General features: G+C 56.2%; 22 protein-coding genes. 10 read left to right on the forward strand and 12 right to left on the reverse strand.

From position 1 onward, the window contains the following. The first annotated feature begins 15 nt into the window (after positions 1–15). Complete coding sequence (locus ACFWXH_RS04575; RefSeq protein ID WP_379117910.1) at positions 16–273, forward strand: hypothetical protein; 258 nt, start codon at positions 16–18, stop codon at positions 271–273. A gap of 234 nt (positions 274–507) precedes the next feature. On the opposite strand, the gene ACFWXH_RS04580 is transcribed toward ACFWXH_RS04575, so the two are convergent. From ACFWXH_RS04580 to ACFWXH_RS04600, 5 genes are all read right to left on the reverse strand, one after another. Further along, positions 508–1,761 (reverse strand): LGFP repeat-containing protein, encoded by a 1,254-nt coding sequence (locus ACFWXH_RS04580; RefSeq protein WP_379117912.1) that lies wholly within the window; start codon positions 1,759–1,761, stop codon positions 508–510. A 437-nt stretch (positions 1,762–2,198) separates the two neighbouring features. Further along, positions 2,199–2,387, reverse strand: a complete 189-nt coding sequence (locus ACFWXH_RS04585; RefSeq protein WP_379117914.1) for a hypothetical protein — start codon at positions 2,385–2,387, stop codon at positions 2,199–2,201. A gap of 206 nt (positions 2,388–2,593) precedes the next feature. Then, entirely contained in the window at positions 2,594–2,953 is a 360-nt protein-coding gene (locus ACFWXH_RS04590; protein WP_379117916.1) for a c-type cytochrome, read from the reverse strand. Then, positions 2,950–5,178 carry a molybdopterin cofactor-binding domain-containing protein gene (locus ACFWXH_RS04595; protein ID WP_379117918.1) on the reverse strand — a complete coding sequence of 743 codons (2,229 nt, stop codon included), beginning with the start codon at positions 5,176–5,178 and terminating at the stop codon, positions 2,950–2,952. Before ACFWXH_RS04595 ends, ACFWXH_RS04590 begins: the two co-directional genes overlap by 4 nt. Before the next feature lie 11 nt (positions 5,179–5,189). Then, on the reverse strand, positions 5,190–5,636 hold the full coding sequence (locus ACFWXH_RS04600) for a (2Fe-2S)-binding protein (RefSeq protein WP_379117920.1): 447 nt from the start codon (positions 5,634–5,636) through the stop codon (positions 5,190–5,192). A 164-nt stretch (positions 5,637–5,800) separates the two neighbouring features. Here ACFWXH_RS04600 and ACFWXH_RS04605 point away from each other — a divergent pair, with 164 nt between their 5' ends. Next, the gene (locus tag ACFWXH_RS04605) at positions 5,801–6,688 is read left to right on the forward strand and encodes a LysR family transcriptional regulator (protein WP_379117922.1); all 888 of its coding nucleotides are present in this window, start codon (positions 5,801–5,803) and stop codon (positions 6,686–6,688) included. Positions 6,689–6,727: 39 nt separating this feature from the next. Here ACFWXH_RS04605 and ACFWXH_RS04610 read toward each other — a convergent pair whose 3' ends face one another. From ACFWXH_RS04610 to ACFWXH_RS04625, 4 genes are all read right to left on the reverse strand, one after another. Next, positions 6,728–7,744 carry a zinc-dependent alcohol dehydrogenase family protein gene (locus ACFWXH_RS04610; protein WP_379117927.1) on the reverse strand — a complete coding sequence of 339 codons (1,017 nt, stop codon included), beginning with the start codon at positions 7,742–7,744 and terminating at the stop codon, positions 6,728–6,730. Positions 7,745–7,767: 23 nt separating this feature from the next. Further along, the gene (locus ACFWXH_RS04615) at positions 7,768–8,235 is read right to left on the reverse strand and encodes a cyclophilin-like fold protein (protein WP_379117929.1); all 468 of its coding nucleotides are present in this window, start codon (positions 8,233–8,235) and stop codon (positions 7,768–7,770) included. Further along, positions 8,232–9,422: an MFS transporter gene (locus tag ACFWXH_RS04620; protein ID WP_379117931.1), complete on the reverse strand. Its 1,191-nt coding sequence runs from the start codon at positions 9,420–9,422 to the stop codon at positions 8,232–8,234. Before ACFWXH_RS04620 ends, ACFWXH_RS04615 begins: the two co-directional genes overlap by 4 nt. A 183-nt stretch (positions 9,423–9,605) precedes the next feature. Then, positions 9,606–10,511, reverse strand: coding sequence for a LysR family transcriptional regulator (locus ACFWXH_RS04625; protein WP_379117933.1), 906 nt, complete (start codon positions 10,509–10,511; stop codon positions 9,606–9,608). Positions 10,512–10,610: 99 nt separating this feature from the next. Here ACFWXH_RS04625 and ACFWXH_RS04630 point away from each other — a divergent pair, with 99 nt between their 5' ends. From ACFWXH_RS04630 to ACFWXH_RS04645, 4 genes are all read left to right on the forward strand, one after another. Beyond that, positions 10,611–11,609 carry a sterol desaturase family protein gene (locus tag ACFWXH_RS04630; RefSeq protein ID WP_379117935.1) on the forward strand — a complete coding sequence of 333 codons (999 nt, stop codon included), beginning with the start codon at positions 10,611–10,613 and terminating at the stop codon, positions 11,607–11,609. Positions 11,610–11,666: 57 nt separating this feature from the next. Then, positions 11,667–12,497, forward strand: coding sequence for a 3-methyl-2-oxobutanoate hydroxymethyltransferase (locus tag ACFWXH_RS04635; RefSeq protein WP_379117937.1), 831 nt, complete (start codon positions 11,667–11,669; stop codon positions 12,495–12,497). A gap of 117 nt (positions 12,498–12,614) precedes the next feature. Beyond that, positions 12,615–12,938, forward strand: coding sequence for a 2Fe-2S iron-sulfur cluster-binding protein (locus ACFWXH_RS04640; protein WP_379117939.1), 324 nt, complete (start codon positions 12,615–12,617; stop codon positions 12,936–12,938). Between the two features lie 52 nt (positions 12,939–12,990). Beyond that, positions 12,991–14,247, forward strand: a complete 1,257-nt coding sequence (locus ACFWXH_RS04645; RefSeq protein WP_379117941.1) for an NAD(P)/FAD-dependent oxidoreductase — start codon at positions 12,991–12,993, stop codon at positions 14,245–14,247. A gap of 29 nt (positions 14,248–14,276) precedes the next feature. Here ACFWXH_RS04645 and ACFWXH_RS04650 read toward each other — a convergent pair whose 3' ends face one another. Continuing rightward, a complete protein-coding gene (locus ACFWXH_RS04650; RefSeq protein ID WP_379117943.1) occupies positions 14,277–15,008 on the reverse strand; it encodes an SDR family NAD(P)-dependent oxidoreductase in 732 nt (243 codons plus the stop codon). 140 nt (positions 15,009–15,148) lie between these two features. Between ACFWXH_RS04650 and ACFWXH_RS04655 the strand changes: the two genes are divergently transcribed. Both ACFWXH_RS04655 and dddP read left to right on the forward strand, forming a co-directional pair. Continuing rightward, positions 15,149–16,120: a LysR family transcriptional regulator gene (locus ACFWXH_RS04655; protein WP_379117945.1), complete on the forward strand. Its 972-nt coding sequence runs from the start codon at positions 15,149–15,151 to the stop codon at positions 16,118–16,120. A gap of 268 nt (positions 16,121–16,388) precedes the next feature. Beyond that, positions 16,389–17,729 carry a dimethylsulfonioproprionate lyase DddP gene (dddP, locus tag ACFWXH_RS04660; protein ID WP_379117947.1) on the forward strand — a complete coding sequence of 447 codons (1,341 nt, stop codon included), beginning with the start codon at positions 16,389–16,391 and terminating at the stop codon, positions 17,727–17,729. A gap of 67 nt (positions 17,730–17,796) precedes the next feature. Here the strand turns inward: dddP and ACFWXH_RS04665 are convergent, their stop codons facing one another. Both ACFWXH_RS04665 and ACFWXH_RS04670 read right to left on the reverse strand, forming a co-directional pair. Continuing rightward, positions 17,797–19,452, reverse strand: a complete 1,656-nt coding sequence (locus ACFWXH_RS04665; protein WP_379117949.1) for an ABC transporter substrate-binding protein — start codon at positions 19,450–19,452, stop codon at positions 17,797–17,799. Positions 19,453–19,682: 230 nt separating this feature from the next. Beyond that, a complete protein-coding gene (locus ACFWXH_RS04670; RefSeq protein ID WP_379117951.1) occupies positions 19,683–20,660 on the reverse strand; it encodes a LysR family transcriptional regulator in 978 nt (325 codons plus the stop codon). A gap of 96 nt (positions 20,661–20,756) precedes the next feature. On the opposite strand from ACFWXH_RS04670, the gene ACFWXH_RS04675 reads away from it, so the two are divergent. Both ACFWXH_RS04675 and ACFWXH_RS04680 read left to right on the forward strand, forming a co-directional pair. Beyond that, positions 20,757–22,013 (forward strand): M24 family metallopeptidase, encoded by a 1,257-nt coding sequence (locus ACFWXH_RS04675; RefSeq protein WP_379117953.1) that lies wholly within the window; start codon positions 20,757–20,759, stop codon positions 22,011–22,013. A gap of 51 nt (positions 22,014–22,064) precedes the next feature. After that, positions 22,065–22,985, forward strand: a complete 921-nt coding sequence (locus ACFWXH_RS04680; protein WP_379117955.1) for an NAD(P)-dependent oxidoreductase — start codon at positions 22,065–22,067, stop codon at positions 22,983–22,985. Positions 22,986–22,987: the final 2 nt, after the last annotated feature.

The raw sequence follows: 22,987 nt of genomic DNA on the forward strand, positions 1-22,987 counted from the left end.
AAAGGTAAATGGCAGATGCCGAAACCTGACAGCGGCAGATCACAAAGAGGTAAAAGACTGAAACCTAGCAGTTCCTTCGGGATGAAGCCTTGGAGTGTGGAGGAGGCGCAACTGCGTTTCCGTGACCTGCTGCAAGCCGCGAGGTCAAAGCCGCAGGAGATTCGTGACGGTGCTGTCGTCTATCGGATCGAAGAGATTGCCCGGAAGAAGCCTGTACAGGAATTCTTGGTCCAGGGCGGCCCTCTTACGGACGATGACCTGAGCGAACGTTGACGCCGTTCCGGGCTAGGCGGCATATATTATGCTGCCCGATCGGCGGCGACTTGGCTAAGGGCGCTCACGGCGACGTTCATGTCGTCGTCGACGACAAGGGCTCAAGCCGGCCGTAGATACATTCTCGCCACATAGTGCCGTTACGCGCGCGCCGCGCCTGTCTGTTGGCTGGCGTATCTCGGGTGACGCCCGCTCAGCTTCGGCTGGGCGGGTTCGACACGATCATTTGAGTGCTTATCTGGACGGGAGGACGACACCACCACCGGACCCGTCTGGTTCGACGTACGGCTCAGCCTTTACACCTTTCTCAGATGCTTTGGCGGCAAATATTGCTCCCACCACCACACCAAAGGCGACAATCGCAGCTTCAAAGATACCGGAAATAACATCTGCAGGTGCAACCGAGGCTCGTAGTTTAAAGTAGCCCTCGGCATTTCGAATTTGCTTCCAGTTGGCCGCGATCCGATCATCCTTGCCACCTATGGAAAAGTCCTCGTCGCGGCTGTCGGGCGAGGTAGTACCGCCAACGTGCCCCTCGGTCTTGAAGTAGATGATATCGGCTTTGTTGGGGCCCTCTTTGGACGGTAACGTTATCCAGGCAAGGTTCGTGAAATTGTCACCGAAGAAGCCGGACGTATGGGTATGGGTTTTGAAACTCCAGTATCCATCGGCCTGTATTATGAGCTCCATGTTCGAACCGACATGGCCAGCGATCAACCGCTTTCCCATCGTATGATTTTGATACAGAATCTTGGTCGAGTTTCCTTGTCCGACTATGGTCCCGTTTTCAAAGTCCTGAGACGAATTTAGCGTCTCGGACAGTTCGACTTGGGTGGTCGGATAGCCCAAAGGTCCGCGCTCGTAATTCTGTTCGCCCCAGGCAGTGAATTGGCGTCCATGAACAGAAAATGCCTGTTGCGACGAACCATCAAGCACGATGGCAGCACCATCGCCACATTGGAGCCACCAGCCATCATTGCCAGCGGTACTACCGATATCGGAGGTCGGGTAGCCGATGAATTTCCCCGCCGCTTGATTCTTTAGAAGATCTACCCATCGATAGAGTATGGGCCCGTGTAGCGCACGCGCTTCCGTAAGCTTTTGCCAGACGATAACGTTTTTCTGAAATTCAACGTATCTACCTTCATAAAAGTCGTTGAAGCCCTTCTCGTCCGTGACAGGGATATCCCATTCCCTTCCACCAAGAGACTTCCACTTTTCGAGTATCGCGCCATAGAGAAGGCACACGCGCTTCCCGACGATTATAGTTCCTGCAGGACGCGGATTCATGATGTCGTAAACTGGCGATCCGTAGCCCAGCACCAGCGAACCACCCTCATAGTCTTGCTGCACCGGGCCATGATCGTCTCTCAGTTCTCGAACAAGAGAGCCGAGCCCGAACCCCGCTGCGAGGACCTCATCGCGTTTTCCCGCGAAGGCTTTGGTTTGGTCAAAGCGCTTTACTACGATACGCGGCTTCCTTGTCATCGAAGTCTCCCATCGATCGATGTTTGCGGTGCTGTGGCTCAATCTCCTTTTGCGCCATTGCTGTCTGTGAAGGGCGTCACAGACGTGGACGACCAGCGCACTGCGTTGAAGATTTTCGGGTGGGATCGATAGGCGCGTCTTGCGCCCGGTTTGCCGGGCTGGGCCTTTTGCATTTGTGGAAAGGAAAAGCGGCCGGCGTGATGAGGAGGTGACACAACGCGCCGGCCTAGACGCTGTCCGGAATCTTCAGCGCTGGGTACACGCTACGCTCTTCTTGGCCGGGCGAGCATCCCCGTTTGGGTGTACGCCTTTCGGCGATAGGCAGAAACGAAAACCTCGGCCGGAGCCGGGGGCGGTGTTGAGTTCCGGACATATACAAAAAACATGGAGGGGCGTCGGAGGTGGCTAACCTGAGCGTCACTGCTCGGCTTGGTGCATCAATGCACGTTCTCTCCCATGCAAACACGAAACACCATCATGGCGACATCCGGATCGGCTGCTATGCGTTCTTCGACCTCAACGCACATCGCCTGGCGAACGCGATCGGTGGCAGCTTCCCATCTTAGGCCCGACTGCTCGTAAAATGTCTGAGCCAGATGTTCGACCAATGCATCAAATTCGACCACAGGGAACTCCTCGGCCTTGCTGGTGCCAGGAATGAAAGCGGTCGGCTGGGTGTATTACTCACCCAGGAGGGGAAGAACCAGCCGACCGCCGCGCGCGAGGTGCGAACCCACGATAGCAGTTTTGGTCAACGCGAAAAGATGCACTCCAAGCATCGTGCTGTGGTGCTTACCCCGATTTGACCGATTACGCAGCCAGGCAAAACACCCTACCGAGTGAGGAGAAATTCGATAATGGCTGCGCGCTCTTCGGAATTTGCGAAGCGTTGGGCCATTTTTGTTCCCCGGACCATGGCAGTCGGATTAGTTAGGAAGGTGTCGAGCGTCTCTCTCGACCATACGATTCCAGATGACTTCAACGCTGGAGAATAATTGTAACCTTGAACAGCTCCTGCAGTGCGTCCTTGAAATTTCTGTAGGTGGGGACCCATGCCATTACGCGTCGTATCAAGCTGATGACAGATCCCACACCGTTGCTTGAAGAGGCGCTCGCCGTTTTCCTGGCCAAGAGCGGGGGCACTTGGCCAGGCTATGACAGCCAAGAGGATAGACAGACCGAGCCGTTTCATCCCTCAATGCCCTTCAGATCGTGCTTTGAGAGCGGCAAACTGCGGATACGCTTGCCCGTCAGAACCGAGACGGCGTTGACGACCGCAGGTGGCACGCCTGGTACCCCTGGCTCGCCGATTCCGCCCATTGGAGCGCCGCTTTCAACGATCCGAACATGGACGCGTGGCATGCGGTCCGGTGGCAAGATTGGATAGCCATCGAAGTTCCGAGCCTGTGGAATTCCGTCGACATAAACGACTTCTTCGAGCAGTGCCGAGGAGAGGCCGAGCGCTACCGCCGAATTCACCTGAGCCTCGATGATGCCCGGATTGACAATGCTGCCGGGATCTATTGCGACCCAAACGTCATGCACTACGACAGCGCCATCCGCGAGCGACACCTCGGCGATAGTCGCCACCTCACTGCCGAAGGGGGACGCCATGGCGACACCCCGCGCACGACGGCCACCGTCGGCTGTAAAGGGCCCCCGCTTCCAGCCACCAGATAGATCGGCAACCGCTTGCAATAGGTTCGAATGGCGGGAGCTATCTTCGAGAAGTTTCAACCGGAGTTCGTATGGGTCCCGCTTGCCAGCATCCGCTAGCTCGTCGAGGAAGGTTTCATAGAAGAAGTCGTTCATCGAATGACCGACCGAACGCCAATAGCCGATTATAGCCGGGTCATCGACTGGAAGGTGTGCCACCCGACGATTAGGAATGGCGTAGACTTTTCCGGCCATACCCTCGACGGCGGAACTGTCGGCCTGATCCGGGGTCCGACCATACCATCGCCCGGTCGGTCCTTCTCCAACCGCGAGCGCCTCAAGTGCGACTGGCAGTCCATCCTGGCCGATGCCGCCGCGCAGCCGAGCTACACCGAGTGGCCGTACCGTATCGCGCAGGAACTCCTCTTCGCGGCTCCAGATCAGCTTGATGGGTCGCCCCACTGCCTTGGCCAGCAGGATAGCCTGCGGATAGGGATTGGCAGATTGGTATAGGAAATGGCGACCGAAGAAGCCGCCCAGCATTGGCGAATGGAGAGTGATTTTGCTCTGGTCTATGCCCGCGACCTTGGCGGCATCGGCCAGGAACATCTCAGGAGCCTGATTAGGTGCCCAAAGGTCGAGCGTCCCGTCAGCGTTCCAGCGCGCAGTGGCTGAAGGTGGTTCCAACTGGCCGTGCAGCAGATAGGGGGCGTCGTAGGTTGCCTCGATGACCGATGCAGCAGTGGAGAAAGCGGCAGTTACGTCGCCCTCGTTCTCCGCCGCAAAACTATTTCCTTGAGCCGACATAAGAGCCTGCCGACGAGCTTCTGAAGAGAAATCAGCAGGCATCGCGTGCGGCGTATCCTGGTTCGCCTTGACCCAATTCACCTGCAGTGTCTCGACCGCGCGACGTGCGCGCCACCAACTGTCAGCTACGACTGCGACTGCCCCAGGGAGCCGATGGATCGAGTGAACGCCAGGCATTCCTTTAACTTCGGCCTCGTTGGTAAGGCCCGATGGCTCCTCGCCGAAACGTGGACTGTGTTGAACTGCCGCGTGCAGCATCCCCTCGACCTTAACGTCGATGGAATACGCTGCCTTGCCCGTTGATTTTGCTCGTACGTCGAGCCTTGGTATGGCCTTGCCGATCCAACGGAAGTCTGTCGACGAACGGAGTGTCACGTTCTCGGGAACAGCTAACCCAGCTGCTTCGGCAGCGAGTTCACCATAGGCGATCGAACGTCCGGAAGCCTTGTGTAGAACCCCCCCTGGTTCGGTCACAAGTTCGGATGCCGGAACATTGAGCCGCGTTGCCGCAGCCGCAAGCAACATCTGCCTTGCACTGGCACCAAGTCGACGCATGGTCTCGAAACTGGAGCGCACAGACATGCTACCGCCAGTAAAACGACCACCACCGATCAGACCGTAGTCAGGTCCGGGCGGAGCGCCCTCAACGAAAAACTTGGCTGGATCTACGTCGAGCTCCTCGCCGACAATCTGCGCCATCGCCGTGAACACCCCCTGGCCACCTTCAATGAAGGGACTGCGAAGGTGAACGGTCGAGTCCTGCTGGATTTCCAGGAATGCCGACACGCGGGTGCCGGGAACGATCTCTGCATCGTTTGCGCGGACGCGTCCGTTTGGCAAAGACACCGAAAGCACCAGCGCACCGACACCGGCGAGGAAGGTTCGGCGTGAGACGTTAAGAGGCCTATCAGCAAGCTGCTCTTGCGATGGTTTGAGAGAAACGATCTGGTTCATCTTTGCACCTTTCACGCTTGCGTAGCTTGCTTCACTGCAGCGGAGATCGCGTTGTAGGTGCCGCAACGGCAAAGATTGACCATGGCGGCTGCGATATCATCTTCGGAAGGCGCAGAGTTTTGTTTGATGAGTGCTGTTGCCGCCATCACCTGACCTGATTGGCAATAGCCACATTGCGGCACCTGATTTGCCACCCAGGCCTCGACGACCTTGCGGCCTACCGGATCATTCTCGATTGCTTCAATCGTTGTGATGGCCATGCCCGCGACACTGTCGACCGGAGTCACGCATGAGCGGGTCGCCTGGCCGTCAACCAGCACTGTGCATGCGCCACATTGCGCAACGCCGCAGCCATATTTCGTCCCGGTCATGCCGAGAGTGTCACGTATGACCCACAACAAAGGTGTTTCGGGTTCCACGTCGACGTCATGCTTGGTGCCGTTAATGGTGACTTGCATGGCCTACTCCTCGTTTCGAGAGAGCCAAAGCGACTGGCTTGACTGGCTTCTGGCTCGTCCAGCCAAATAGTAGTCCGCATTCGGCATCACGATAAGGGCAGTCAATGCACTTGCGTTTATCGATGGGAGCCATAAATCTCTGTGAATTCCTGAAGAGGGCGGTCATGGCGAGAGAAGATTTCAACGACCTGCTCTGGTTCCTTGCCGTGGCGGAGGAAAGGAGCTTCACGCGGGCTGCGGCAAAGATCGGTATCACCCAATCGACGCTTTCTCACACGATCAAACGGCTCGAAACTCGTATGGGCATCAGGTTGCTCACGCGGACGACACGAAGCGTGTCTACAACCGAAGCGGGTGAACGCCTTAGGAAATCTCTCGGTCCACGCGTGGCGGAGATCGAGGCGGAAATCGATGCGTTGATGGAGCTAAGAGACAAGCCAGCTGGAACGATCCGGTTGACCTTGTCGGATCATGCTTATCACACCGTGGTATGGCCGAAGTTGAGCACCGTTCTTAGCGATTTCCCCGACATAAAGGTCGAATTCAGTCTGGATAATGGCTTTCGTAACATCGTCGAAGAAGGGTTCGATGCCGGAATCCGCCTCGGTGAGAGTGTCGAAAAGGATATGATTGCGGTCCGTATCGGGCCGGATTGGCGGCAGGTGGCTGTCGCCTCACCAGCATACCTCGAAAAGCAACCGCTGCCTGGCCACCCCCAGAACCTCATCGGCTACAACTGCCTCAACATGCGTCAGGAACGCAGCGGTGGTTTGTATGCCTGGGAGTTCGAAAAAGGCGGTCAGGAGATACGCGTGCGCGTCGACGGCCAACTCACCTACGGCTCAAGCTTCCCGATGATCGATGCGGCGATCAAGGGGTACGGCATCGCCTACGTGCCCGAAGACCTGGCTGAGAAACACCTCGCTTCAGGTGAGTTGGTGCAGATACTCGATGACTGGTGTCAGCCATTTCCGGGGTACTACATTTACTACCCTAGCCGCAGGCAAAGTTTGCCCTCGTTTAAAGTCATCGTTGATGCTCTGAGGCATTGAGGAACAGCCAAGTTCCCGTCGTGCTGATGGCAACCGCATTCACACCCTAAGCATCACTTTAACAGCCCGACGCTCGTCCATTGCCTTGTATCCCTCGGCCACCTGGGCGAGTGGAAGCTCCAGATCAAACACCTTTCCCGGCTGAATGAGGCCTTTCAGGACACGATCCATCAGGTCGGGCAGGAAGCGGCGAACTGGTGCAGGTCCGCCAAGCATTCGCCGTTGACCGAAGAACAGCCGCTGTCCCTCGAATGACACGTCATGAGGAACGCCGACGTAGCCAATAGTCCCACCTGGTCGCGACACGGCAAGCGCCTGGTCCATCGATTCCATGGTCCCCACGCATTCGAGCACGGAATCCGCTCCGACGCCGTCAGTCATGTCAAGAATTCGCCTCACGCCTTCTTCGGCACGCTCTGAGACGATGTCAGTTGCGCCAAATTCCCTCGCGAGTTTCTGCCTGGTCTCGTGACGGCTCATCGCGATGATGCGGCCTGCGCCCATTTCCCTCGCCGCGAGCACTCCCATGAGACCGACCGCGCCGTCTCCCACCACAACCACGGTTGATCCAGGCTTCACCTGAGCTGCATCGGCGGCATACCATCCGGTTCCGAGTACGTCTGAAACCGCCAGCATATGCGGCACAAGGTCATCGGACGGCATCTCCTCCGTTGCGACCAGTGTGCCATCGGCAAGTGGAACGCGCGCATAAGGTGCCTGTGCACCGAGCATGAATTCGCGTTGCACGCAGGATGACTGGAAACCGTATCGGCAGTGCGGGCAGGTGTTGTCAGACAAGCAGAACGATCCGACAACGAATTGGCCGGGGCGTATTGTTCGAACCTCGCTGCCGACTTCTACAACGACACCGCAATATTCGTGGCCCATATGCGTCGGTTCGCCCAGGGGCTGCAGACCACGATAGGGCCATAGATCCGACCCGCAAATACAGCTCGCTGACAGCTTGATGATGGCGTCTGTCGGTTTCAGTATCTTCGGGTCATCCACCTGTTCACAGCGGATATCGCCAGCCTTGTGAAGGACTGCTCCGAGCATTGGTTTGTTCCTTTTGTTCAGGGCTAGGAGATACGTTCGATGCGCAGGGGGAACTCTCCCTGCAGGTGTAGGGCCTCGTAGCCTTCATCGAAGCGACCGAGCCGAATTAGACCGGGATATCGATAATCGTCATAGAACATCGCGAGGTTGCCCCAAGGGACGTAATAACAAAGGTCATAAGGGCGTTCATTGCCGAAACGGCCGCTTCCCTCTTCGGTGAGCTTGCGCGGCAGGTAGGCTATCTTTTCGTTGCTGCTGAAATCCTCGATCTTCAAGTCGAGTGGCAGCATTGCGTAAAAGTCGCGCGCAGACGGGTTGTCATAGAGCGTGGCTGTCATCTTCCGACCGTCAAATGTCATCTGGATGCGCATATCCGTTGGATCCTGATTGTTCGGGTCGCGCTCTTGCTGGGTGAAGGCAACGCGCGGCATCAAAGCTGCCGCAATCGCTGAACTCAGGAGAAGGCGACGGTTCATGGTGCTGACGCTCATGACGACGTACCCTGCGCGTTACGCCAGGCCGCTATCGCGACGACTGACGAGGCCAACAGAAGGGCAGCACCCAGCCACAGCGGAGCCCACCATCCGACCGTATCGAAAAGTGTACCTCCAAGAGCGGCTCCCCCTGTAATTGCGAGTTGGATAACGGCGACCTGCAAGCCACCCCCGCCTTCGGCGTCTTCGGGCAGCGTTCGACTTAGCCAGGTTCCCCAACCGACGGGAGCAGCGGTTCCGAAGAAACCCCAAGCAAGTAGCAGCATTGAGACTGGTATCGGCTTTGTGCCGCATGCGACCAAGGCAACGGCAACGATTGCCATTATCAGTGGGATGCCAACGAGGATGCTGAACGATCGCCCATTGAGTAGCTGTCCGATGCACCATGTTCCGGCGACACCAGCCAGCCCCATGGCCAGCAAGACAAGCGAGAGCGTCTCCACTGCAAGTCCTGTGACACCTTCCAGGAATGGACGCAGGTAAGTGAAAAGTGCGAACTGCCCCATAAAGAAGAACAGGATTGCTCCCATGCCGAGCGTCACCTGCTTCCGGCCAAGCAACTGCAATGCACTGGCGCGCTGTCTGTTACGAGAGGGAAGCGCAGGCAGGCTGATCCATTGCCAAATGAACGCGAGCAATCCCAGCGGCACTACGACGAAAAAGGCCCCTCGCCAGCCAACATAGGCTCCGAGAAAACTGCCAAGAGGGGCTGCGATGGTGGCAGCGACAGCATTTCCCGCATTCAACATGGCCAATCCATTGGGCACGTCGTTTTCGGGTACAAGGCGCATTATGATCGAAGTCGACATCGACCAAAAACCGCCGATTGCCACGCCGAGCAATGATCTGCCCACCATCAGGAATGCGTAGTTCGGTGCAAATGTAACGGCGAGTCCCGAAGTGATCAGGAGTAATGTGAATCCCAGCACAACTCGCTTGCGGTCGATGAGACGAGTTAGGTCTACAACGAAGAGGCTGGTGATCACGGCGAATATGCCCGAAATGGAAATCGCCTGACCTGTCTGTCCTGCCGTTATGGCGAGATCCGCGGCAATCGGCGACAGCAGACTGACAGGCATAAACTCCGACGCAATGAGCACCGCTACACACAGCGCCAGGGAGACAACGGCACCCCACTGGGCACGTTCGTTCAAGGCAGTCCTGTCGTAGGTTAGCGTGTCCATCGTCAAACATCCTGATGCGTCGCCGACAGCGAAGTCAGCGCTCGATTTCGCAGTAAGTTATCGAGAAAGGAGTTTTTCGATTAGTCGGCCCAATGCTCTTGGACTTATCGACTGAGGACATAAATCGAATAGGGGCTGAACGGGTCGTCCGCCATTTAATCAGGAGTGCGACAGAAGCTACTGTCACGGCAGCCTAAGGAACTCAAACAACGCTAGTGCAGACGGCGACAGTTCCTTGCTCGATTTGTAGCACAGGTAGTAGGATTCTTTGGGGCTCAGCTGCATTTGACCGATCCGCACCAATCTTCCGCTCGCCAGTTCGGGTTTTTGTAATTCTAGATTGGCAAGCAGAATGCCATGGCCAGCGAGCCCCCGTCCAACTGACTGCGCATATCCCGCGCATTTCGTGACCTTAAGCAATCCTATTTCTGGAAGTTTCATTCGCTTAAGCCACACCGCCCAGTTGATCCAATCCGGTGTGAGATTGGAATATTCAAGAATGGGGGGACTATTCTTAGTATCCCAGCCATCGGTGAAGGCTCCGGCAGCATCTGCTTGCCGCGCGACTTCTGGCGTAGCCGCAGGCGCTAGTTCGCCAGCAACGATTTTAACGCCAGTCCAGCCCGGCATGGGGTTTTCATTGTAGATGATGGTTAGGTCATGGCTGTCGTCCGTCAATTTTGCCAATTCATCGGACGTCGTTACACTTACGTGGCAGGCATTTTCGCTCAAGGAGAACTGCTTAAGCCGTTCGTAGAGCCAAAACATCGAAATGGATCCGCTGGCAGCTATGTGAACTGTTGGCTGCTCGGGCGTTTTTGCCATGGCAACTGATCGCTCAAGGAAATCAAGAGCAAGCTCGACATCCCTAGCGAGCGTGCGCCCTGAACTATTTAGGCTAATGCCACGTCCGACTCTGTCGAAAAGCGGCGTTCCAAGCCATTCCTCCAAGCGCTGAACCCGCTTGCTTGCAGCTGCCTGTGTGACGAAAAGCGCGCTGGCGGCTGCGGTAAAACTTCCGTGCTTGGCCACGCTCAAGAAAAAGATCAGCGAATCCAAGGGCGGCAGATTCTTGCGAATACTTTTCATTCCAAAAAGTTATCGTCGATGTGGACATTTAACAAGGTTTTCTGAGCGCTCAATCTCCGTACTGTTTCCTTCATGTCATATCCTGAACGAGAGCGAGCCGTGTCCGACCAAGATAATCCCCTTAAGGCTGGCAGTAGCCGGGAATGGAACTGGCACCCCGATCTTCCGGTCGCAGTTACGCCAGTCTTTTCCTGGCCGCCTCGACCGATTGCGACCGTGAAATGGTTCGTGGGTAACTGGCTGCCAGTCACCGAATATCTGGTTTATGCGCTCATGGCCGTCGCCACTTGGTACTGGCTACAGCCCTCGCTGGAGGAGACGCAGACCCTTCATTGGGGATGGGTTCTGCAGGTCTGGCTTCGCAATCTCGTTCTCATGACCCTGTTTGCGCAGGGACTGCATGTCTGGCTCTACGGCTGGAAGAAACAGGGCGAAGACTACAAATACGACCGCCGGGGAATAGCGACGAACAATCGTAACTTCAAGTTCAATGACCAGTATTGGGATAACGTGTTCCATTCACTGGTTTCTGGTGTAACCATTTGGACTGGCTACGAAGTTCTGATGTGGGCGGCCTTCGCAAATGGCTGGACCCCGATGATCACGTTCGAAGGCAGCCCCATCTGGTTTGTGGCCCTCTTCCTGCTGATACCAGTAATACAGTCTTTCCATTTTTACTGGCTACACAGGGCACTCCATATTCCGTTTATTTATAGGCGCGTTCATTCCGTGCACCACCGCAGTGTGTCGATTGCGCCCTGGTCCGGCTTTTCGATGCACCCCATTGAGCATCTGGGGTACATGAGCCTCCTTTTGATGTTCTTCATTGTACCCGCCCATCCGGTACATCTGATCTTCATGGGGTATTGGTTGGCGCTCGCTACCGCGACATCTCATGCAGGATTCGAAAACCTGGTGTTAGGCGAGTCGTCGAAACTCAAGATCGGTTCGTTTCACCACCAGCTGCATCATCGCTATTTCGAGTGCAACTACGGCAATCCCGAAATGCCCTGGGACAATTGGTTCGGCTCCTATCACGATGGCAGTCCGGAAGCGACGGCTGCTACGCGAGAACGCAAGAAGAAAATGTACTCCTGAACGGATCGTCCACGTCGTGCCTTCAGCCACAGTGACCACCCGTCTGGGATCAATGCCTTGAGAAACATTTACACTTATGGACGCCAGCCTGCGCAGCGGAACTACACCATCCCCGATTTGAGAGCACTGAAATATGCAGACGCACCCCTGACTATGTGTTTCCCTGGGGACGCCACCGAATTGGCCGCCTGCGTAGAAGCGGGTATCGAAACCTTGACCGTCTTAGATAGCAATCTGGTTGAGTTTCGCCGCTTGGCACCGACCACTTTCATGGCAACTTCAATGGCATGGGGTCAGAACAAAACCCCGGATGATATCCTTCGGCACGCAATCGGATGCATGGAGTTGGGTGCCGATATGTACCTGACCAATCGTAGCTTCGGTGTTGTTGAGATGCTGGCCAAAGAGAAGATTCCGGTTCAGGTCCATGTCGGCCTGGTACCCTCGTTCAGCGTCTTGGGTGGCGGTTTAAGGGCCTACGGCCGAACAGCCGATGAGGCCATGGAAATATATCGCACGTTCAAGCGCTACGAAGATGCCGGTGCGGTCGCTGCCGAAGTCGAGTGTGTCGCGGAGGAAGCCATGAAGCACCTGAATGCCAACACGTCGCTGGTTACAATTTCCCTGGGGTCGGGAAGAGCAGGTGATATCATCTTTCAGTTCATGAGCGATCTGTGCGGCGAAACCGAAGCTCCCCCAAAGCATGCGTATGCGTTTTGCGATTTAAAGCCTCTGCACGCTGAAATTTACAAGCAACGCGTGACCGCCCTGACCGAATTCCGCAAATCATCGATCAGGCGTCAATTCCCGTTTGAAGGTCAGAATGTCCGGATGCACGCGAACGAGGAGCAAGCGCTCATCGAGGTGCTGTCTCAAATGAAAAAGTGACTATTCAGCGCCGCGATTTGTGGCGCGGCTGGCTGGGGTCTCATCCGACCTAACACGACCCGCACCTAGAAGATAGCTTGAGCGGCTGATGCGCAAGCAAAAGCAAGGACATGGAGCATGGCGAAAATTACCTACATTGAACACGGCGGCATGGTCCACGTGGTGGACGTTCCGGTCGACAAGACAGTGATGGAAGGTGCACGTGATAATAGTATTCCTGGCATAGAAGCCGATTGCGGGGGCGCTTGCGCGTGCGCCACCTGCCATGTCTACGTCGATCCCAACTGGGTTGAGAGGCTTCCCCCCAAGGATCCAATGGAGGAAGACATGCTCGATTTCGCCTACGAGCCCGACCCGATACGCTCGCGACTGACTTGTCAGATCCGGATTGATGACAGACTGGACGGCTTAGTCGTGAAGATGCCGGAAAAACAGATCTGAGAACTCCGGCCATCCCGAGGCCATCCTGTCTACCGGAAATCGAGCACGGACGATGTCGGCTTCTTCAGGCAATGGAATAATCGTCGTTGGAGGCGGTCAGGCGAGCGTATCCCTCGTGGCCAAGCTCAGAGGGCTTGGATACTGCGGCCCTCTCACACTCATCGGCGCGGAACCGATACTGCCCTATCAGCGCCCACCGCTGTCCAAAGCCTATCTTCTCGGCGAGATGGGTGTCGAACGTTTACTTCTGAAACCTGCGAGCTTCTACGCTGACCACGATATCGATCTTCGCCTTGGCCAATTCGCAACTAGGATCGATCGCGGAGCCAGAACGCTTCAAGTCGGCGATGAGACGTTTGTGTATAGTCAACTCGCGCTCGCAACCGGGTCGACTGCCAGACGCTTGCCCCTATCGATTGGCGGTGGTTTGCGGGGCGTCCATACCATCCGCAATTTCGCGGATGTCGATGCGATGGCAGAGGACCTCGTACCCGGCAAACGGCTGATAATCGTCGGCGGAGGCTATATCGGCCTGGAGGCGGCTGCCGTAGCAGCAAAGCTCAAGCTCGACGTCACGGTTATAGAAACGGCAACGCGTATCCTGCAACGCGTCGCCTCGACGGATACGGCGACTTACTTTCGTAACCTCCATGCCGCTCATGGGGTGAAGATAATAGAAGGCATCGGAGTGGATCGCCTGACAGGTAACCGTAGAGTCCGTAGTGCGGTCTTGACCGATGGACGTGAACTGCCTGCTGATCTTGTCATCGTTGGCGTTGGGATTGTGCCGGCGATTGCCTTGGCTGAAACTGCAGGTCTCCACATCGATAATGGGATATCGACGGATGAATTCGGTCGTACAACCGACCCTTCGATTTGGGCCGCTGGCGATTGTGCTTCGTTCCCCTCATCAAGGCGTCAGGTAAGGCTGGAAAGCGTCGGTCATGCGATCGACCATGCAGAATGTGTCGCTGCCAACATGCTTGGCGCTGAGAAGCGCTATGTAGCCAAGCCGTGGTTCTGGTCCGATCAATACGATGTGAAGCTGCAGATCGCTGGATTGAACTCCAGCCACGACCGGGTCGTCGCGCGCGGCAGCGAAGGCGTTTCCCGGTCGTTTTGGTACTATAGAGGTGACAAACTACTCGCGCTCGACGCGATCAACGATCCACGCGCTTATATGGTTGGCAAACGGCTCATTGAAACAGGACAGACTGTCGCTGCCGATTCCGTTGCCGACACATCGAGAGACATTAAGTCGATTTTGGCTGAAGCCACTGAGTTTCATCACCCCCAAGGGGGGCCCTGAGCTTGCTGCTATCGACCCGAAGCGCAGTGTCAATAAAACCCGGGGATGGCGTACAGACGGTCGATGTCACCGATAATGACTTCGCTATCGCGTCGTTCCGCATGCAGACGCCAGTGAAGGTCAGCAATTTCTTCGGATTTGATCCGGGGAACTTCCGACGGGAAGAATTGCGCGTTTTCGGCGTCGTCTTTGCCCGTTGGCACAACGATGCCTGCGATCGCCACAAACCCTGCAAAGACCCCGTCGACCGACACGTCGCGATTTAGGATGCGCACGTAGTTCAAAAGGGCACCCGCGGCCACACCAAAGGGAGCGGTCATGATAAGCGGCCGTTGTGCCGAAGCGGCACCGGTGAAAAGGATGCTTCCGGATTTTCTCGCCAGCATATCCGGGAGAACGGCCTGGACCGCTGCGATCGGCCCCAACACATTCAATTCCAGATGATATTCCTGCTCATCGACGCTTAACACGCGCGGTGGGGGCATCTGGCCACTCGGCAGTGGGCTGTATTCGAGAACGTCGATCGGGCCGAGGCTCTGTTTGACGTCGCCGAGTGCAGCCGCCAGTCCCGGTCGATCCAGAACGTTCGCCTTGAAGGCTTGCGCCTTAATTCCGTGTCCAGCCAGGCGATTTGCAAGGGACTTCGTCTTCTCAGCGTCGCGAGCAAGCAGTGCGACCTGGAAACCTTCTCGTCCGAAACGCTCGGCAACTGCAAGGCCCACGCCTTCTCCTGCACCCACGATGGCAATCGTTTTACCCACTTCAAGCTCCATAGATTACTGTGTCAGATGAACGTGACCTTTCATGGGAGGCGTCCATCCAATGCTGGCAACTTATGTTGCTGAAAGTGAGCTGCTAGAGCATCATATTGCGACTTCATGTTGCAGAAATGGAAACGCCCATGCTCGACTTGGACGATCTTATCGTCTTCGCGGAAGTTAGCGATGCAGGTGGTCTCACGCGGGCAGGTCGACGGCTCGGGATGTCGAAATCGATCCTAAGCCGTCGCCTGTCGCGCCTTGAGCAGGCACTTGGCGTCACACTCCTCGTGCGGACCCCGCGGGGGGTGCATCTCACGGAGGAGGGGGCAAACTTCAAACCGTTCGCGGACAGGATGATCGGTGAGATCTCAGCCGCACGCGACGCTCTGTCACGGAAGGAAGAACCTTCAGGGACATTGAGAGTGGCGGCACCACTCTCGTTTGGTCAATCGCACATCGCGCCACTCTTGACGGAACTTGGTCAACGGTATCCTCAATTGCGGATACACGCATTCTATAGCGACCGACTGATTGATCTGGTGGGCGAACGTTTCGATGCAGGCATCCGAATCGGGGCGATGCCGGATTCAACGCTGTTGGCCACACGGATTGCGCCTGTCAGGAGCGGGGTCGTCGCCAGTCCGGATTATGTCGCCAGGTGTGGCGCTCCGCAAACGTTGGATGATATCGGTCAGCACTACACGCTTGTGCATGCAGATCATCCATGGCGATTTCAGGTTGGGCCAGAAATCGTCACTTTTCGTCCAAAGAGCCATTTCATGGCCGATAACAGCCATGCGCTCCTGACTGCCGCGAAGGCGGGGCTCGGAATTGCAATGCTGCCGTCTTTCCTGATCGGCCCTGGGCTCCTATCGGGCGACTTGCTTCCGCTTCTTGAGGAATATCCCTGCCCAGTGACTGGCCTCTTCCTCGTCAGACCGCCAGCAACCGGCGCGATGACCACCAAGGTCAAGGTGCTGTTCGATCTGCTGAGGGAACGTTTTGGGGAAAGTCTCGAATGGGATGTCTGTCAGCGATACATGAAATCCGTAGATGGAGAGTTTCATCTGCCAGCGATAGAAGGGGCCGGGTCGCCAAGCAGCGGCCAATGAGGCAAGCAGCTAGGCAGTCGCGTGGTAAGATATTGCAGAGTTGGTCGTCGATCTCCGGGCCCGCCTTCCAAGTGAGGTAGGTAGCCAAGATCATTGTGTCCAGCTTCCGCACGCTCGCTGAACGCGTGTCAGCGCGTAAACTGCAGCGCTTCGCGCCGCTGAAGCTACACAACTCGTAGTTATCAAAATCCCAGAAAATTTCAGATGTGTGAGGCTTTTGCGCTTTCTGCAACTATCGGAACTTGGCTTGGGAGGAGACGAATTTCGAATGGATCTGCACTATCGCGATGTTCGCAAAATAGACCCAACCCGCGGCGAAGCGCTGGCGGACGGTTCTCGTAACGACATGAACAGAATGGAGATCGGGCCAACTGTACTGGCCTACGACGAGTGGGCCGCAGTTGGTCTGCAATTGCCGGACCTGGTCCGTATGCGGGAGCACCGCTGGAGGCGTCTTGTGCAGTTTCTTCAAGAACGAGACTACGGCGGACTGCTGCTTTTCGATCCACTCAACATCCGATACGCAACTGACAGCACCAATATGCAGCTATGGAATACCCATAACCCGTTTCGTGCCGTCCTGATCTGCGCCGACGGCTATATGGTGATTTGGGATTATAAGAACGCGATTTTCCTCAGCGAGACCAATCCGCTGATAAAGGAAAGAAGAAGCGGTGCCAGCATGTTCTACTTCGATCGTGGCGACAAGCTCGACGAAGCGGCGGATACGTTCGCTGGTGAGATCCGTGAGCTAATGACGAGCCATTCAGGTGCGAACAAGCGCTTGGCGGTCGATAAGATCATGATCCACGGGTTGAGAAGTCTTGAAGTCCAGGGTTTCGAGGTATTTCCGGGGGAAGAGCTCACCGAAAAGGCTCGTGCCGTAAAAGGCCCAGATGAAATATTGGCCATGCGATGCGCTGTGCATGCTTGTGAGCGCGCGGTTGGCGAAATGGAAATTGCTGCTCGAAGCGGAATTCCGTTCGGGCGCATGTCCGAAGACGATATCTGGGCGGTTCTACATGCCGAAAATATAAGGCGGGGCGGTGAATGGATCGAAACCCGTCTCCTGGCATCGGGTCCCCGCACCAATCCGTGGTTCCAGGAATGTGGGCCTCGAATCGTGCAGGAAAACGAGATCGTTGCCTTCGACACTGACTTGATCGGATCCTACGGCATGTGTGTCGATATTTCTCGCACATGGTGGATCGGCCCTGACAAACCCTCAAACGAAATGGTCTATGCAATGCGCCATGCGCATGAGCACATCATGACGAACATGGAACTGTTAGCGCCGGGGGTGAGCTTCAAGGACCTGGCATTCGGTGGGCACCATCTGGACGCGCCGTTCCAGAAGCAAAAATACGGTGCGAAAATGCATGGCGCAGGTTTGTGTGACGAATGGCCCCTTATCACGTATCCCGACCGATTTGAGGACGGTGCATTTGACTATGTTCTCGAGCCCGGCATGATCATTTGCGTGGAGGCTCTGGTCTCGGCAGAGAGAGGCAACTTTTCGATCAAACTCGAGGATCAGGTTCTTATTACCGAAACCGGTTATGAAAACCTGACGTCTTATCCATTCGATACCGCTTTGATGGGCGGGTGAGACGGCTCCTCTGGGGCGGCCCGGTCTTGGTGGGCCGCCCCAGTCGTCTTGGGAGATTGTCGGAACATCAGGCGTCGTTGTTGAGCCAGACCTTGCCGTAGTCGCGCTCGAAGGTGGGGTGCATCCGGTCGTTCTGCACGGCCTTCGAGAAGTGGCAATAGAGCTTGCGCCAGTATGGCTGGATGATGATTCCGGAATCCTGCAGGATATGCTCGATATCCTTCATCAGTTCCTTGCGCTTGGCGGGATCAAGAACAGCTAGCGCCGCGTTGATTTTGTCATCCCATTCCGGATTCGACCAAGCAGCCTCGTTCCATGCCTCGCCGGTGCGATAGGCCACAGCCAACACCTGAACGCCGAGTGGTCTCATGTTCCAGTTTGTCATGGACAGTGGATACTTGGTCCAGTCGTTCCAGAAGGTTGAGCCCGGCAGAACCGTGCGTTTGACCTTGATGCCAGCATCGCGCCACTGAGCGGCAATGGCATCACCGGTGTTCTTGTGCCAATCCTCATCTACCGTGATCAGCTCGTGCTCGAAATCGGCCTGTCCGGCTTCCTGAAGCAAAGCCTTAGCTTTTGCCGGGTCGCGCTGAACCTTGGCCAGTTCGTAGTATTCGGGATGAATCGGTGAAACGTGGTGATTGTCGGCAACCGTGCCTGCACCGCCGTATCCCAGCTGCAAAACCGCGGTGTTGTCGCAAGCCAGTTGAAGAGCCTGTCGGACCTTCTGGTCATCGTAAGGTTTGTTGGTGACGTGTGTCCGGCATACGATCGTGGAAGCCGTGACAATCTCCGACTTCACCAGATCCATGCCGTCCAAGATGGCGACATAGTCGGCAGTCGTCTCGAAATTGACGTGCACCTCACCAGCTTCGAATGCGCTGACCATCGCCGAAGGGTCGGTGCCATAATCGATGAATTCGATGCCGTCGAGAAACACCTCGCCGTCCCACCACTTGTTGTCGGTACGACGCTTGAAGACCACCTTTTCTCCTACATCATAAGAGACAAGTTCGAATGGTCCCGTACCGATAGGGCACGATTTGAAATTCGCGCCCTTCTCGTCGAAGGTCCTGTGTACGACGAGACCCGGATAGTCGCAGAGGTTTGGAATTAGAGCGATATCCGGCTTCGCGAGCTTAAGCTTCACTGTCAGGTCATCGACCTTGGTAATTGCGCTTTCGTCTAGCTTGTCATCCTTGACCAACGAGCCGAGCCGTCCTGGCATCGAATTGCCGCTCGCTTTCTTATCGGCCCATCGTCCGAAATTGAAAATCACGTCGTCAGCCGTGAACGGGTCCCCATTTGACCAAGTGACACCCTTGCGGACATGCAGCGTATATTCGGTCGCGTCTTCATTCACGTCCCAGCTTTCCAAAAGGTACGGACGAAACGTGTAATCCGAGGTGTATTTCACCAGTGGTTCCAGTGCCTGGCGTTCGGCATTTGAAATTTCATTCCAGTCCGCCGTTCTCGGATCCTTGGGATCTTTGATGGACATGGCGACTTTCAGGACGCCCCCTGCCTTCGCCTGAGTGTCCTCTGCGTGCGCCGCCACCGGAGCCGCTAGGCCGAGCAGGCCGTATGCCATTGCCGTTGACGCGCCAAACACGCTGGCTAAGGCCAAAAACTCGCGCCGATCTACTTTGCCCGCCCGTACGTCAGCCGCCGAGGCGAGAATGTGATCCGGAACCCTATCCCCATTGCTGCTATAGACGCTCATCCATAACTCCTCCCTTTTTTAGACAGCCTCGCTCCATCAGCCGCTGTTGCGGATGATCAGATGATTTTTGAAAGTCTGTTCTGGCTAAAGCGCACGTTTTCGTGCTCTGCCGGGCACGTTAGCACTCGTGGCGGCAGGTCTAAACGCTATAAAACTTCGGTTTATCCAATAACCGTCGGTTATATTAATCCGTGTCGGATGCACGGTTTACGCTGGTCCTTGTCAGTCCCTCAGACCTTTTGGGCAGCTTTGTCGAACATGATATCCCGAAGGTGTCCTGTCCCAGTCCTTTGTGCATTGGCCGCAACGACAAGGAATTCCGCGAGCCGTTGAGCGTCACCGGAAAGAGGTAAGTTTTCATTGTGGCAGAGGTAATAGCCTTTTTGGGTTCGCAGGACGTCTCTCGATAGAGGCACCAGCCGATGCGCTTCCAGTTCTGAATGGAGAAGTGCGACGCTCCCCAAGGCAATGCCGTTACCACGGATCGCTTCGCCAATGGTTTGAGAGTAGGTGCTCATCGTCTTTACAGGCCAGCCATCTGGTCCTTTCATGGCCAGAGCCTTGAACCACACGCGCCAGTCTACCCAGTCTGGGGCAGACCGCAGGTAGTTAAGCAAAGGTGGACAATCGGCGTTGCGGTACTGAGAGAATGAACCTTCTGGGTCGCCCGCCAGCATCGCAGCCAGGGAAGGCGAAGCCATTGGCACCATCTCTTCATCGAGCAGGCGAGCAGCATGCCAACCAGGGATCGATCCATCGCTATAAATTACCAGCAAGTCGTTCTGGGTATCTAGCAGCCCGTTGGTATTGTCCGAGGTCGTAAGCCGGGTTGGGCATGCATCTCCCGATAAACCAAAGGATTGTAGCTGCGAGGTGAGCCAAAACATTCCAACGACGGTGTTTGCTGCAATCGAGAGTGGTCTTGCCGCGTTCTCTCGTAGATTGCCCAGACCCTGCCGGAGAAACTCCAGAGCCATCCCAACTGTCTGGTAAAGCCTATCACCGCTTTCGGTGACCAGAAGCCGTTTTCCGTTGCGGACGAACAGTGGCTCTCCCACCCACTCTTCCAGCTGTCGTATGCGTTTGCTGACGGCTGCCTGCGAGACATGCAATTCGCTCGCGCAACCTGTGAAGCTGCCCACGCGATGCGCTGCTTCGAAAAAGATAAGCAAGTCCAGCGGAGGCAGCGAGGCTCGATATTTTCTCATAACTCGTGGTTATTATAATCCCAGAGTTTTTTCAACGTTTTCAACGGAAGCGATGGTGGGCATCCTGCTGAAGAACCAGCACTGAGGAGCACGCCCGTGGCAGATTTCGATTGGCACGCTGAACGCAGCGACCTTTCTGGAATTGCGCTGCTTGACCGCGCGCCGGAGAGTGAGGGCATCGATCTTAGACAAGTCCGCCTGTACCGCCAGGGACGCGTGCGACAGCAGATGGCTCAATACGGCGTCGATGCCGTGATCCTGTCTGACCCCGTGAACATACGTTATGCAACTGGCACCCGAAACATGCAGGTGTTTTCGCAACGGAATGCTCCTTCGCGTTACTTGCTTTTGACGGCTGAGCGTTCAATCCTCTTCGAGTTCACCGGTTGTCTCCACCTGGCTGACGGATACGAAACGATTGATGAGGTTAGGCCGTCCAGGACTGCTAGCTTCGTCGCAGCCGGACCTCGCATCGACGAGCGCGAGCGCGCCTGGGCCGCCGAGATGAACGACCTGATTACCGAATTAGTCGGGAAAAATGCCACGCTCGGGCTAGAGCGTCTTAATGCGGGTACCTCAATCGCCTTGAGAGAGCTCGGCTTGAAGATCGTCGATGCCCAGCAGCCAGTTGAAATGGCGCGTGCCATAAAGTCAGCCGAGGAAATGAAGTGCATCAACGCTTCGCTTCGTGCCACCGAAATCGCGGTTGGCAAGCTGCGTGACGCAATCCGCCCGGGCATAACCGAAAACGAACTGTGGTCGGTTCTTCACAAGTCGGTCATCGAGCAGAACGGAGACTATTGCGAAACCAGGCTGTTGAGCGCGGGGCAGCGCACCAACCCTTGGTTCCAGGAAACTGCCACCTATGAGATCGGCGAGGACGAATTGATCGCCCTCGATACCGACGTCGTAGGTTGTCACGGCTACTATTCAGACTTCTCGCGGACGTTCCATTCCGGCCCAGGAAAGCCGAGTGAAACACAAAGGGAACTCTACAAAGTTGCCCATGAGCAGGTCCATCACAATATGGATATCCTCAAACCCGGCATGACTTTCCGCGATTATGCGGAGCAGGCATGGGACATTCCCGAAAGATATTATGCCAACCGCTATTATCTGTCCGCGCACGGCTGCGGCATGACGGGCGAGTATCCATACCTTTACCACCGTGGTGACTTTCCTGACGCAGGCTACGACGGGCTCATCGAGCCAGGCATGACCATCTGTGTCGAAAGTTACATTGGTGAAAAAAACGGTGCGGAGGGGGTCAAGCTTGAGCAGCAGATTTTGATAACCGAAACGGGGAATGAGTTGCTGTCGCGATTTCCATTCGAGGAAGCGCTTCTTCGATAAATCGATGAATACCACGCAGATCTGTCACGCACGCGGCATCGGAGAAACAAAATGACAGCCCTTCCTCAAATCGGCTTTGTTGGTCTCGGCAACATGGGAGGCCCCATGTGCCAAAGACTGGTGAAGGCCGGTTACCCAGTCGTTGCTTTCGACCTCAATCCGGCTGCTCTTGAGAAAGCCATAGCTGCCGGGGCCAAGCCTGGCAGAACCGCCCAGGATGCTGCAGCTCAGGCCGACATCTTCATGACCTCACTTCCGCGACCAGATCACGTCGAGCAGGTCATGGTCGGCGAGAATGGAGCATTGAAGAGCTTAAGGAGAGGCAGCCTCTGGATCGACTTGACGACTAACCGAAACGAACTGGTCTTTCGGCTCGCTGCTGAGGCACCTGAAGGCGTGGCCGTAGTAGACTCTCCGGTCACGGGAGCCGTCGATGGTGCGCGGAACGGTAAACTGACGCTGTTTGCAGGAGGGGATAAGGCTTCTTTCGAACGGGCGGCACATGTGCTCGGTCATCTTGGAATGGTCATCCACTGCGGTGCGCTCGGCACTGGCAACGTGGTAAAGCTGGTGACCAACCAGCTATGGTTTATCGCAGCGGCGGCGATTGGCGAAGGTTTTGCCACTGGCATCGCGAACGGTGTCGAACTCGGTACATTGTGGAATGCGATCCGCAATAGCGTCGGTGACAGTTTCGTCGCGCAGCACGACGCGCCCTCGATCTTTGCCGGGCACTACGATCCGTCGTTTTCACTTGATCTCTGCCTCAAGGACCTGGGTCTGATCCAGGAACTGAACCGCAACGTTCGGGCGGCCCTTCCTATGACCACAGCCGCTGAGGGCGCGTTCGCTGTCGCCGCCAGCCGCTACGGTCGAGGCTCGGCCGAGCTCCATGTGGCGAAACGCATTGAGGATGACGCGGGCATCTCCATGCGTCTCGAAGGTGATTGGGTGCCTCATTGGGAAGCGTGACC

It is taken from the genome of Mesorhizobium sp. NPDC059054 (assembly GCF_042739215.1).
GTDB lineage: Bacteria > Pseudomonadota > Alphaproteobacteria > Rhizobiales > Rhizobiaceae > Mesorhizobium.